Source organism: Bacillus cereus group sp. N11 (genome assembly GCF_016483605.1).
GTDB lineage: Bacteria > Bacillota > Bacilli > Bacillales > Bacillaceae_G > Bacillus_A > Bacillus_A toyonensis.
The window spans coordinates 49,682-62,989 of the sequence record NZ_JAEHBN010000022.1; the positions used below are offsets into that span (position 1 = coordinate 49,682).

Below are 13,308 nucleotides of genomic sequence, written 5' to 3' on the forward strand. Positions count from 1 at the left end.
CCTCTATTCTAATACTGCTGGAACACGGATTTGATTATCTTTGTGATCCGGTGCATTTTTTAATACTTCTTCTACTGGTAAACCTTTTTCTGGCACATCTTCACGCATAACATTTTTCATAGTTAATACATGAGTTGTTGGTTTTACATCTGTTGTATCTAATTCATTTAACTGTTCTGCAAATGTAACAATTGCATCTAGTTGTTTTTGAAATTTTTCTGCTTCTTGATCAGTAATTGCAAGACGTGCTAAATGTGCTACGTGCTTTACATTCTCAACGGAAATTCTTGACACGGCTAGGCCACCTCCATAATATATCGTTCAATCTACAATACTATTGATGATACCAAATTTTCAGTACTTCAAGCAAGTCAACACATGGCACTTACGGCATTTTTACATAAAAAAAGAAAGGCAAACGCCTTTCTTTACAATTTACTCTTTATCTAACGGTTTATTTTTTGGAAATCTCTCGTTATCTTCTTCATTATCACGAATTGTTTTTTGTAATACAAAACAAGACATCGTTAAAAATAACGTTCCAATTAAATAGTACCCTTTTACACTAAGCGTTTCATCTAACGTGTAAATCCCAATTAGCATCCCTGAAAGCGCACAAACAAATGAAGTCCATGCTAAAAACGTGAACGCTTGCGTATTTCTTCTTCTCATCATTATCCCCCTTGTTAGATGCACATCCATTATAGATAAATATATTTACCGTTATGGATTTTTATGTAAAATTATTTTTCTATTTATTAATCTATCATAAAAAAATGCCATTTTAAAGATTGTTTTCTTTCTAATCTGAAAAATTAATTAAAATTATTTACATTTATTTCTATTCTGCATAAAATAAAAATAAATATTACGAACTTCGAAATATACGGGAGTGGAATTAATTGTTGCAATATGAACATTTTTTAGACTTACTGCTAGATAACGCCAAGAAACTTTTCTATCCTGAAGAATGGGTAAGCCTTGATTTAACACTTTCAAAGACAGAAGTATTTTGTTTACTTTGGATGGAGCGAAATACAGATATTACAATGACAAAAATTGCTGACCTTCTTGATATACCGATGAGTACAACGACAGGTGTTGTAAATCGCCTTGTAAAAAAGGGGTATATTGAACGGTACCGTGATGAAAACGATCGACGTATTGTATTAATTCGTTTAACAGAAAACGGCGTAATGCTCGTTCAAGAAGTAAAACAAAATGCAGCCCATTACTTTAGCTTAGTGACAGAAGCATTGTCAGAAGAAGAAAAAGCATTCTTACTACAAATCTTCCAAAAGATTATGAATCACATTGCTACGACACAGCAAAAAACAGAAGAAAAGGTTTCTACACCTAGAATGAAAAACATTCCGATTGAATAAAGTGAAACTTTAATCAGTGAGGGGTTTTCTCATCCCTCACTGATTATTAGTTGAACCAATCGGGCATTTACGGGCAGTTGACCTCCCACCTAATTTCTTTGCTCCAGCCGAATTTTTGGACGGAAGTCTTACTGCCCGTTAATGCGGGATAAAGCCCTAACTGGGTTTTTATTCAATTAAATACTTCGATGTTCATAATATTCGATAACCGAAATAAAGGGGATAGAATGATGAGAATTATTTTGTATACAGGTAAAGGCGGCGTAGGAAAAACTAGCATTTCAGCAGCAACAGCACTTCAAAGCGCAAAACAAGGATTAAAAACATTAGTAATGAGTACAGATCCTGCTCATAGTTTAGGAGATTCATTTGGTATAAAGCTATCTTCTGAGCCATTAGAAATTCGCGAAAACTTGTGGGCACAAGAGATTAATACGATTTATGAAATGGAAAAAGGCTGGGGAAAGTTACAGAAATACATTACCTTGTTATTCACTTCCAAAGCAGCTGATGATATTACAACAGAAGAATTAACGATGTTTCCTGGTATGGAAGATTTAATTAGCTTACTTCGCGTGCTCGATTATTATAAAAAAAACACATACGACGTTATCATCATTGATTGCGCTCCAACAGGAGAAACATTAGCAATGCTTAGTTTTCCAGACATGCTCGGCTGGTGGATGGAAAAATTATTTCCTATTAAAAGAAAAGTTTTAAAAGTCGTTCGTCCTGTAGCTCAACCACTTCTTGGTGTCCCCCTTCCAACCGATGATATTATGGACGAATTAACAAATACACTTGAACAGCTTGGAGAAATGAGAGATATTTTATCGAACCGAGAAATAACAAGTATCCGCATCGTTGTAAATCCCGAAAAAATGGTCATTAAAGAAGCTCAGCGTAGTTTTACTTATTTAAATTTATACGATTATAACGTAGATGCCATCATGATTAACCGTGTCATCCCTAACACTGTCACCGATCCTTATTTTCAAGCATGGAAAGATACGCAAAAGAAATATAAAACATTAATTCAAGATAGTTTTCAGCCGCTTCCTATTTACGAAGCTCCCATGTTCGAACAAGAAGTTGTTGGTTTACCTATGTTAGAGCGTGTAGGCAATGCTTTATTTAAATCCGATTCCTCTCCTACTGAAGTGAAATTCAATGGTCGCACACAATATGTGAAAAAAGATGGCGATGAATATATTTTCGTTCTATCCATCCCCTTCTCAAACAAAAGTGAACTTTCATTAAATCAAAAAGGTGATGAGCTTATTATTCGAGCCGGCTCTGTTAAACGGAACATCACATTACCAAAAACATTAACACACCTTTCTATTCAAGGAGCCAAGTTTGAAGAGGATGTACTAAACATTCGATTTGGAGGTGTGGTGCATGCATGAGGAATTACTACGAAAAGTAATTCGGACAAAAGTAAGAGTCGGTATGCGTATATTAGAAGAGCTACCTACTCCAATCCAGCAATCAGCTAAGCAAATGCTAAGTATTTTGCAAGAGGAGCTAGCTGCTTATCCGAAAGAACGAGAGCATCATGAAGATAATTTAAAAAGTATCATAATTGAATAATCATCTCTGTATAGAGGGCCTTTTTAGGCTTTCTATACTTTATTAGAGTGATATAAGTTGCTAAAAAAACATTCCACTATTACGCTTTGGATCATTCCTTTATTATTTTTCATTCATAACCTTGAAGAAGCTTTCCAAATGCCACAATATCTTGCTAATCAATTTTCAATTCATCTTATAACTAGCCAACAATTTTTCATTGCCATTTCCATATTAACAATCTTCGTCGTACTTATCGTCTTTCTATATCAACTAAACTTCTTGTCTTCTATACACTGGATTATTTTTATACAAGGAGCCATTTTCTTTAACGCTGTGCAACATATTATTTTGTTTTTGATTTATCGCTCCTATAATCCTGGCGTAATAGCCTCAGTTTTCATTGTTATCTTTTCTATTTTCTTTTTTTCATCCAAAAAACAATTAATCCATAAAAAGCAATTCGTAATTACACTCATTTTCAGCTTACTTTCTTATCCCATTATAATTTGGATTACCTTACTATTCACTAACTGCTTTCAGTAATAAAAAAAGACCAGGAAAACTCCCGGTCCATCACTCTACTTAACAAACATTGGATTCTACGTTATACAAAATTGGAAGGTACAAAATTAGGGTTTTGTTTGTTAAGTAGATTATATGTTGAACGAACTAACAGCGGAGGGGTTCCTTCTGTTAGTTCATTAAACCCAATGATTATTTTACGATTTTTTCAAGCTCCTCAAGTGAAAGATCTACTGAAATTGAACCATCCTTTGTTTCTTTCTTAACTGCATCTGTTACTTCTTTTGAATGATATAATTCAATTACTTTTTTCAGTGTTGGATCGTCTTTATCTTTCGTACGAGCTGCGAAAATATTAATATAAGGCTTCGCATTTTCATTCTTTGGATCTTCTAAGAAAATAGGATCCTTCGCTGGATTTAATCCAGCTTGACCAGCCACACCGTTATTAATAACTGAAGCTGCTACATCTTTTAATACACGAGGTGTTTGCTGTGCAATAACCGGTGTAATTTTTAACTTCTTCGGATTTTCAGCGATACCACTTGGATCCCCAAATAGACCAAAATCTTTTTTAAGTTTCAATAACCCCGCTGTATCAAGAAGTTTTAATGCACGTGCTTGGTTCGTTGGATCATTTGGAATAGCAATTTCTGAACCATCTGGGATTTCATTTGCTTTCTTATATTTTTCAGAGAATAAGCCCATTGGTGCAATTTGTGTTGTACCGACAGCTGTAATATCTAACTTATGCTCTTTTTTAAATTGCTCTAAGAAAGCAATATGCTGGAATGAGTTTAATTCAATATCTCCATCAGCTAACGCTTTATTTGGCGTTGTATAATCAGAGAACTCAACCAGTTTAATTTTAATCCCTTCTTTTTCAGCTTTTTTCTTCAAAATTTCCCAAACGTCTCCATCCGTTCCAGTTACACCGACGCGAACTACTTTCTCTTTCGCTCCTGCACCCGTGTCTCCACCTGAGCAGCCGCTTAGTGCTGAAATTCCTACAATCGCTGATAATGCAAATGCTAAAATTTTCTTCATTTTCTTTTCCCCTCTTCCTTTTTATGATCTGCGTAAAAAGACTTTCGCAAAGTAGTTTCCTAAATTTTGAGCTATCTGTACGAGAATAATAAGTAAAACGACCGTTACGAACATAACTGATGTATCAAAACGTTGATAACCATATGTCATTGCTAAGTCACCAAGACCACCACCACCGACAAGCCCAGCAACTGCAGAAAATTCAATTAAACCAACTGTCATAAACGTAACACCTAAGATCAATGGTGCTAACGCTTCTGGCACGAGAATTTCAAAAACAATTCTAAGTGGTGAAGCGCCCATCGCTTGTGCAGCTTCAATTACTCCTTTTGGAACTGAGACAAGATTTGTTTCAACCATTCTAGCAATACCAATAGATGCCACTAACGTCATTGGGAAGATTGCTGCCGCTGTTCCAATCGTCGTTCCAATCACGCTTCTTGTTAGTGGGCTTAAAGCTACTAAAAAGATAATGAATGGAACTGGACGAATTGTATTAATGATGACGTTAAGAATAGAAAAAACCCATTTATTTTCTAAAAAATTACCTTTTCTCGTTACATATAAAAGTAAACCTAGAGGTATACCGAGAATTGTAGCGAATATAAGGGTTACAATTACCATTAAGAGGGTGTCCCCCGTCGCATCTAATATACGAGGCCAAAATATACTCCAATCAACTCGCATGAGCTTCTACCTCCTTCAGCTTCACTTGCAGTCTTAGATGTTGTAATGCTTTTTGAATTTCCTTCTGTTCACCTTGCAATTCTACAAGAAGATTTCCAAATAGCACATTTTGAAGTTCAATAATATTTCCGTACAGTACATTTACATCGACGTTATAGTTTTTTGCAATATATGATAGTACCGGCTGTCCTGTCTCCTCACCAGTAAAAGTTAAGCGATAAATCTGACCACCATTTTGAATTTTCGCTAGAACACTTTCTGGCAAGTGGTCATTAATAACAGAACGTACAAAGTTTTGAGTTGTCTTTGTTTTTGGTTGTGTGAAAACATCAAACAGTTTTCCTTCTTCAATAACTTTTCCCTTCTCCATTACAGCTACACGGTGACAAATTTCTTTCACAACATGCATTTCATGTGTAATAAGAAGAATTGTTAAATTATATTCACGATTGACTTTCTTTAATAAGTTTAAAATCTCTGTCGTTGTTTCTGGATCTAAGGCTGATGTTGCCTCATCACATATAAGTATATCTGGTGATGTTGCAAGTGCCCTAGCAATCCCAACACGTTGCTTTTGTCCGCCTGATAACTGCTCCGGATAATAGTTTGCTTTATCTTCTAGCCCTACAAACTTCAGCAGTTCATTGACTCTTTCTTTTATTTCATTCTTTGGTACTTTCGCTAACTTTAATGGATAAGCAATATTCCCAAACACTGTTCTTGAATTAAATAAATTAAAACTTTGGAAAATCATCCCAATTCTTTGTCTAAGTTTCCGTAATTCTTTCGTTGATAATGATGTAATATCTTTATCATCTATTGAGATCGTTCCTGCAGTCGGTCTCTCTAACATGTTTACTAGGCGTAATAAAGTACTCTTTCCAGCACCACTAAATCCGATAATGCCAAAAATTTCGCCCTTCTCAACTGATAATGTTACATCCTCCACAGCATGAACAGATTGCCCACCTGATTCATATACTTTACTTACGTTATTAAAAGAAATCATTTTCTTCCCTCCTATATGCTGTAAAAACTAGAAGTAGAGCTTTCGAGGTAAAATAAAAAGTGCTCTCCTTCTTATCAGTAATAAAAGATAAGAAGGAGAGCACTTATATGTACTCGTTCACATCTTCTCATCTTCCAAGCCTATAAAGACTTGCTGGAGTTAGCACGGTATTAAAAAACCCGTTGCTGAGGTATCGTAGGGCCAGTCCCTCCACCTCTCTGGATAAGAATGTATCGATTTAATTGTCGTTTAATTAATTCTCATTATAGAACTCAGAATAGTGAGAGTCAATACATTTTTTAGAAAAATATTAATTATTTCTTTATTAAAATTTTCAAATAAAAATTCATAATAAAATAGTAATCTTGAAGGTTATGTAAAATTCTTCTCCCTCATATTTTTTAAAAGGATTATTTTTTCTATGAATTGAATACTATTATTTGAATATGAAATCAGAGGAAGGTGAATATATGAAAACAGCTCTATTACTCGTTGATATCCAAAATGATTATTTTCCAAATGGAAAGATGGAATTGCGCAATCCGGTAGAAGCAAGTGAGTATGCCAGTGAGCTACTAAAACACTTTAGAATGAACGGCGAACCTATTTTTCATATCCAGCATGTAGCAATAAAAGATGATGCTACTTTTTTCCTACCTAATACAGAAGGTGTCCATATTCACGAGAATGTCCGTCCGCTTAGAGAAGAAACTGTTATACTCAAACATTATCCAAATAGCTTCCGAGAAACTAATCTTTTAGAACAATTACAACGTTTAGACATTGAACACATCGTCATATGCGGGATGATGACTCATATGTGTATTGATGCTACCGTAAGAGCTGCTTTTGATTTCGGCTTTCATTGTACCGTTATACACGATGCTTGTGCTACAAAAGATCTTTCTTTTAAGAATGCTACTATACCAGCTGTTTATATTCACAATACAATTTTGGCCAGTTTAAATGGAGTATATGCAAATGCAATGAGTACAGAGGAATTTTTGGTTACAAAAAAACACTCCATTCAGTGAGCAAAACCGAAAAGAGTGTTTCTTGTCAAACCATAGATTTTCTTTCAAATTGTATTATACAGGAAATTCTTAAAATGAATACTAAAAAATGCGACTAATAAATCAACTTTTCCCGTCACTTTATTTCTATTTACATGTTTGTCCCGCTATTAATAGGGTTTAGCTCGTCCTCTTCGCATAATAGTAATATATGGGATTCTAATTTAAAAAGGAGCTCTTCACATTCTGTGAAAAGCTCCTCTACTATTTCTTATAAAGTTTCAGAAGTAGTTTTTGCTTGCATGTGAAGTGCTAAGTAATCTGGGCCACCAGCTTTAGAGTCTGTACCAGACATGTTAAAGCCACCGAATGGTTGGTAACCTACGATTGCACCAGTACATCCACGGTTGAAGTATAAGTTACCTACATGGAAGTCTTCACGTGCTTTTTCAATATGGTCGCGGTTATTAGAAACAACTGCTCCTGTTAAACCGTATTCTGTATTGTTTGCAATTGCAAGTGCATGATCGAAGTCTTTTGCTTTACAGAATGCTACTACTGGTCCGAAGATTTCTTCTTTCATTAAGCGAGCATCTTCTGCAACATCAGCAACGATTGTTGGTTGGATGAACCAGCCTTTAGAATCGTCTCCTTCGCCACCTGCTAGGATTCTACCTTCTTCTTTACCAATTGCAACATAGCTCATTACTTTATCGAATGCAGCTTGGTCATTAACAGGACCCATATTTGTACCTAATACAGCTGGGTTATCAACTGTTAATTCTTTTGTTAATTCAACAGCACGATTTAATACGTGATCATATACATCTTCGTGGATTACAGCACGAGAACATGCAGAACATTTTTGTCCTGAGAATCCGAATGCTGATGCAACGATAGATTTAGCTGCTAATTCAAGATCTGCTTCTTTATCAACAACGATTGTATCTTTACCGCCCATTTCAGCGATAACACGTTTTAACCAGATTTGACCTGGATTTACTTTCGCTGCACGCTCATAAATGCGGATACCTACATCACGAGATCCAGTGAAGCTTACGAAACGTGTACGAGGATGATCTACTAAGTAGTCACCAACTTCAGAACCATTACCTGGCACGAAGTTTACTACGCCAGCTGGTAAGCCAGCTTCTTCTAATACTTCCATGAATTTCGCAGCTACTACAGGAGTTGTACTAGCTGGTTTTAGTAATACTGTGTTACCAGAAACTAAAGCAGCTGTTGTCATACCTGCCATAATTGCGAATGGGAAGTTCCAAGGAGAAATGATAACACCTACTCCTAATGGAATGTAAGAGAAACGATTATATTCAATTGGACGGCTTTCTACTGGAATACCGTCTTTCAATTTCAACATTTGACGAGCATAATATTCCATAAAGTCGATTGCTTCCGCTGTATCAGCATCTGCCTCATTCCATGGTTTACCTGCTTCTTTTACAAGGATAGCAGAGAACTCATGTTTTCTACGACGAACAATTGCTGCAGCACGGAATAAAATGTCTGCACGCATTTCTGGTTTTGACTTTCTCCAAGTTTGGAATGTTGCATCCGCTACTTGCATTGCTTTTTCAGCTAATTCACGGCTTGCTTTTGAAACACGACCAACAAGTTCCTCTTTATTTGCAGGGTTTACAGAAACAATTTTATCTTCTGTAGTGATTTTTTCTCCCCCAATAATTAATGGATAGTCTTGTCCAAGATAAGATTCTACTTTCTTTAAACCTTCTTCAAACGCTAATTTGTTAGCCTCTACTGAAAAATCTGTAAATGGCTCATGTTTGTATGCTACTACCATTCTTTTTAGCCTCCCCTTAGAAAAACGTTTACATTTTACAACATTATTCTACACGATAATTTAGATTTATTCAAATATTCCTAGACTTATATTTTAAAAATTAATAAATTTTTAAAATATAATAAAAAAAAGAGATTCATACATGCGTATGAATCTACAAAATATGAGTATATTCCAAAACATTTTTTCCGATCAATAATATAGTAACTAATAAAAATAAAGTCCTTACATATCCAACGCCTTTTTGAACTGCAAACTTCGATCCAAAATAAGCACCTAAAATCATTGATAATCCCATAATAATACCGTATTCAAAATGAATTATATCTAAAAATAAAAAAGTAATTAAAGATACGATATTACTAACAAAGTTCAAAAGTTTTCCAGATGCCGCTGCTTGAATAAAATCCAAACCTATTAATAAAAATGCAAAAATTAAAAAGGATCCTGTCCCTGGTCCAAAAAAACCATCATAAAACCCTATCATTAAAATAACAAAGAAAAATATTAATGTTTTCCTTTTCGTCATCTTCTTATAGGTAGATACGCTTCCCCAATCCTTTTTTGCAATAATATAAATGGCAATAAACACCAACATTACAAGTACTAATGGACGTAAAATATCCGGTGGAATAAATTTTACCACTAAAGCACCTGCGACCGCTCCAATAATAGTTAATGGGATTAACTTTCCTACAATTTTAAAATCGACTTTTCCTGATCGAATAAAATAAATTGCACTCGTAAACGTCCCCATCGTTGCAGCTAATTTATTCGTTGCAATTGCCGAAGCTGGTGACAAACCGACAAACATTAGTGCAGGAAGCGAAATTAATCCTCCACCTCCAACAACTGAATCAATAAAAGCTGCTAAAAATCCGAATGCAATTAATAAAATAATGACTTGAAGACTTAGTTCGTCCATGACCTTTACCCCTTATCCCCTTATTTATAACATTTAAAATTATAACAAAATTCCTCAAGAAAAAAAGCTGTTCCTTTGTGGAACAGCTTTTATCTTTAATCTAAAATTTTTACGAGTGGCTCATCTTGCTTCGCTTCACGTATAATAATCGCTTCTGGACGTTCTACAGATTTAATCGTTACTTGTACTCTCATATAATTTGGGAAGTATTCCATAACAAGCCCTGCTACATATTGTGTAAAACCAATTATTTCCGCTTTTCCATTAAACTGGACAGGAATATCCAGCTTCATTTCTTTTAATTCCTCGTCTCTATACATACCAGTACCGATAACAGCGGAATAATCGCCTTGGAAATAATCGCTTAGTTTTGCTTTGAAGTTAGATACCCTTGCAAGATCTTCACGCTTATTGTCTGTTTTTGCTTGTTCAGACGGGAACAAATAGTATTTCTCGTTAATTTGTTTCCAATCTTCAACCGTTTCACTACCTTTTTCCACATTAGCATAAGAAACAAAGTTTCCTGGCACAAGTGCAGACTTTGGAGATTGACGATAAATCGCAAATGTAATCGGAACGTTTTTTATGTCGGGCTTTTTTTGGTGCATAACTTTCAAGATTTCTTGCGCCATTTTTTTCCCTTCAGCTAACATTTTTTCGTCCTCGATTTTAGCCTCACGCGGATAACCATGCTCTTCATTAAAATATTGAACAGAATTCATTGCTAAACCAACTACAATACCACCAAGTTCAACATCTTTATCGCCTTTTTTCACATAATAATTATGCTCTAAAATATTTGAAATATATATTGGATTTTTTTTATTTTTCACTTCTAGTGATTCTGATCCTTCGCCTAACGCTGGATTGAGCCCTATATTCGGAAATTTAACTGCATCTTTTTTTAATTTGCTCTCTAGTTCCTTTTGTTCGGCATCTGTACGCTTTCTTTTTACAAGCATTTTTACGGTTTGATCATCTAGAGTACTTCCACCTTTAAAGAAATAATCTTTCGTATTAAATGATTCTTTTGCAATACGCATTAATCCTGTTTCAAATTCATCTATATCAAGACGATTATTTAATCCCTGCACAACTAATCCACGTGCAGATCCTGCATCAAATGGAACAGTCGTCTTATAATATTCATCCGAAATAGCATACTTCGGAACGACTGCTTGCTCTTTTGCTTTCCCTGATTTCTCAGCCACTTTTTCATCTTTGTCGGCACCTGCGCTACAACCACTTACAAGTAGGCCAAGACTTAATACCGCTAATGCTATTTTTTTCATGGTAAGTTTGCACCTCTTACTTATTTAGCTCTTGTAAGAACCTCTCTTCATTCCAAACTTCAACATTGTGCTTCTCTGCTTGCGCTAATTTTGAGCCAGCAGCTTCACCAGCAACAACTAAATCCGTACTTTTACTAACACTTCCTGTTACTTTTCCACCTAATGCCTCAATCTTCTTCTTCGCTTCACTGCGTCCCATCACTTCTAATTTCCCAGTTAAGACGACAGTTTTCCCTGCAAAGTAAGATTCAACATTTTGTAAATCTGCACTTTTTATGCCTTTGTATGTCATGTTCACGCCATACTCTTTAAACTGTTGTAATAGCTCTAATACATCTTCATTATCAAAATATGTTACAACGGATTGCGCCATTTTTTCACCAATTTCATTAATTGATTTTAGCTCCTCTTCCGTCGCTTTCACAAGTGCATCCATCGTTTCAAAATGCTCTGCAAATGTACGTGCTGCTTTCGCTCCGACATGGCGAATTCCAAGGCCAAATAATAATCGCTCTAACGAGTTTTCCTTCGAATTCTCAATTGCTTGTATTAAATTTGTTGCTGATTTTTCACCAAAACGCTCTAGCTGTAGTAATTGTTCTTTCGTCAATGCATATAAATCTGCAAACGTACGAATATAATCTGCATCAAAGAGCTGTGTGATGACACGCTCGCCAAGTCCGTCAATATTCATTGCATTTCTTGAAACGAAATGAATTAATCCCTCGCGAATTTGGGCAGGACAAGTTGGATTTATACAACGAAGTGCAACCTCTTCTTCTAAACGAACTAGTTCACTCTCACATGCCGGACAATGCGTTGGCATGCGGTATTCTTCTTCCTCACCAGTACGCTTATCAAAAATAACGTTCACAACTTCAGGAATAATATCTCCAGCCTTTTTCACAACAACGTAGTCACCAATTCGAATGTCTTTTTCACGAATTAAATCCTCGTTATGTAAGGAAGCACGACGAACGATCGTACCAGCCACTCGTACTGGCTCTAACTCTGCAGTCGGCGTTACAACCCCTGTACGGCCAACACTTAATTCAATGCCCGTTAATCTCGTTACAACTTCTTCAGCCGGGAATTTATAAGCAATCGCCCATCTTGGACTCTTTGCAGTAGTTCCTAGGCTTTCTTGAAGAGCAACATCGTCTACTTTTATAACGATCCCATCAATCTCATAATCAAGATTCGGACGTTTTTCCTGCCATTCTTCTACATAAGCTATAACCTCTTCAATTGTTTCACATGTACGGCGATTTGGATTTGTCTTAAACCCCAGTTCACCTAAGAAATCAAGTGATTCGCTATGCGATGAAATTGTTTTTTCTTCTACATTTGCAAGACCATATACAAACATGGATAGGTTACGCTTTGCTGCAATTTTCGTATCAAGTTGACGTATTGAACCTGCTGCCGCATTACGCGGATTCGCAAATACATCTTCACCGTTTTGCTCTTTTTCTTCATTTAGTTTAACGAATGAACGCTTCGGCATATAAGCCTCGCCTCGCGCTTCTAACGTTACCTCTTCATTTAATCGAAGTGGAATTGCTTTAATCGTTTTCAAGTTTTGGGTAATATCTTCACCTGTTATACCATCACCACGTGTTGCACCTTGAATAAAGCGTCCTTTTTCATAATGAAGTGAAACAGCAAGTCCGTCAATTTTTAATTCGCATATATATCTTACATTCGCATCATCAATTCCTTGACGTACTCTTCGGTCAAAATCACGCAAATCTCCTTCGTTAAATGCATTTCCTAAACTTAACATCGGTGACTTATGCGTTACTTTTTCAAATATATCAAGAACAGTTCCCCCAACGCGCACGGAGGGAGAGTCTTCACTCATGAACTCTGGATTCTCTGCTTCTAATTTTATAAGCTCCTGCATATTACGGTCATACTCCGCATCAGAAACAGAAGGATTGTCTAATACGTGATATTGATAGTTAAATGTATTTAACAAATCACGTAGTTCTTCTATACGTTTTTTTGCTATCTCTTTTGACATATCCTCAT

14 protein-coding genes and 1 riboswitch are annotated in these 13,308 nt (G+C 35.7%); of the genes, 5 read left to right on the plus strand and 9 right to left on the minus strand.

Annotation, left to right across the window (positions count from 1 at the left end):
* Positions 1–3: 3 nt before the first annotated feature.
* Together gatC and JDS98_RS25835 are read right to left on the minus strand one after the other, a co-directional pair.
* Positions 4–294, minus strand: coding sequence for an Asp-tRNA(Asn)/Glu-tRNA(Gln) amidotransferase subunit GatC (gene gatC / locus JDS98_RS25830; protein WP_000086999.1), 291 nt, complete (start codon positions 292–294; stop codon positions 4–6).
* A gap of 141 nt (positions 295–435) precedes the next feature.
* Positions 436–672 (minus strand): YiaA/YiaB family inner membrane protein, encoded by a 237-nt coding sequence (locus JDS98_RS25835; protein WP_001254393.1) that lies wholly within the window; start codon positions 670–672, stop codon positions 436–438.
* A gap of 230 nt (positions 673–902) precedes the next feature.
* Between JDS98_RS25835 and JDS98_RS25840 the strand changes: the two genes are divergently transcribed.
* From JDS98_RS25840 to JDS98_RS25855, 4 genes are all read left to right on the plus strand, one after another.
* Positions 903–1,385 (plus strand): MarR family winged helix-turn-helix transcriptional regulator, encoded by a 483-nt coding sequence (locus JDS98_RS25840; RefSeq protein WP_000942485.1) that lies wholly within the window; start codon positions 903–905, stop codon positions 1,383–1,385.
* A 227-nt stretch (positions 1,386–1,612) separates the two neighbouring features.
* The gene (locus JDS98_RS25845) at positions 1,613–2,794 is read left to right on the plus strand and encodes an ArsA family ATPase (protein ID WP_097872778.1); all 1,182 of its coding nucleotides are present in this window, start codon (positions 1,613–1,615) and stop codon (positions 2,792–2,794) included.
* Entirely contained in the window at positions 2,787–2,978 is a 192-nt protein-coding gene (locus tag JDS98_RS25850; protein WP_000544097.1) for a DUF3926 domain-containing protein, read from the plus strand. The genes JDS98_RS25845 and JDS98_RS25850 overlap by 8 nt, the downstream gene beginning before the upstream one ends.
* Before the next feature lie 57 nt (positions 2,979–3,035).
* A complete protein-coding gene (locus JDS98_RS25855; protein WP_199634482.1) occupies positions 3,036–3,503 on the plus strand; it encodes an HXXEE domain-containing protein in 468 nt (155 codons plus the stop codon).
* Positions 3,504–3,674: 171 nt separating this feature from the next.
* Here JDS98_RS25855 and JDS98_RS25860 read toward each other — a convergent pair whose 3' ends face one another.
* The 3 genes from JDS98_RS25860 to JDS98_RS25870 are packed head-to-tail and all read right to left on the minus strand — an operon-like array spanning position 3,675 to position 6,225.
* A complete protein-coding gene (locus JDS98_RS25860; protein ID WP_199634483.1) occupies positions 3,675–4,529 on the minus strand; it encodes a MetQ/NlpA family ABC transporter substrate-binding protein in 855 nt (284 codons plus the stop codon).
* 21 nt (positions 4,530–4,550) lie between these two features.
* Positions 4,551–5,216 carry a methionine ABC transporter permease gene (locus JDS98_RS25865; RefSeq protein WP_016107417.1) on the minus strand — a complete coding sequence of 222 codons (666 nt, stop codon included), beginning with the start codon at positions 5,214–5,216 and terminating at the stop codon, positions 4,551–4,553.
* Positions 5,206–6,225 carry a methionine ABC transporter ATP-binding protein gene (locus JDS98_RS25870; RefSeq protein WP_000622986.1) on the minus strand — a complete coding sequence of 340 codons (1,020 nt, stop codon included), beginning with the start codon at positions 6,223–6,225 and terminating at the stop codon, positions 5,206–5,208. The genes JDS98_RS25865 and JDS98_RS25870 overlap by 11 nt, the downstream gene beginning before the upstream one ends.
* Before the next feature lie 124 nt (positions 6,226–6,349).
* Positions 6,350–6,454: riboswitch (SAM riboswitch) on the minus strand.
* Between the two features lie 241 nt (positions 6,455–6,695).
* On the opposite strand from JDS98_RS25870, the gene JDS98_RS25875 reads away from it, so the two are divergent.
* On the plus strand, positions 6,696–7,259 hold the full coding sequence (locus JDS98_RS25875) for a cysteine hydrolase family protein (RefSeq protein WP_000844919.1): 564 nt from the start codon (positions 6,696–6,698) through the stop codon (positions 7,257–7,259).
* A 250-nt stretch (positions 7,260–7,509) separates the two neighbouring features.
* On the opposite strand, the gene pruA is transcribed toward JDS98_RS25875, so the two are convergent.
* From pruA to ligA, 4 genes are all read right to left on the minus strand, one after another.
* On the minus strand, positions 7,510–9,057 hold the full coding sequence (gene pruA, locus JDS98_RS25880) for an L-glutamate gamma-semialdehyde dehydrogenase (protein ID WP_000259542.1): 1,548 nt from the start codon (positions 9,055–9,057) through the stop codon (positions 7,510–7,512).
* Positions 9,058–9,211: 154 nt separating this feature from the next.
* Positions 9,212–9,982: a TSUP family transporter gene (locus JDS98_RS25885; RefSeq protein ID WP_000343983.1), complete on the minus strand. Its 771-nt coding sequence runs from the start codon at positions 9,980–9,982 to the stop codon at positions 9,212–9,214.
* A 95-nt stretch (positions 9,983–10,077) separates the two neighbouring features.
* On the minus strand, positions 10,078–11,274 hold the full coding sequence (locus tag JDS98_RS25890; protein WP_000717024.1) for a CamS family sex pheromone protein: 1,197 nt from the start codon (positions 11,272–11,274) through the stop codon (positions 10,078–10,080).
* A 16-nt stretch (positions 11,275–11,290) separates the two neighbouring features.
* On the minus strand, positions 11,291–13,300 hold the full coding sequence (gene ligA, locus JDS98_RS25895) for an NAD-dependent DNA ligase LigA (protein ID WP_000031436.1): 2,010 nt from the start codon (positions 13,298–13,300) through the stop codon (positions 11,291–11,293).
* Between the last annotated feature and the right edge of the window lie 8 nt (positions 13,301–13,308).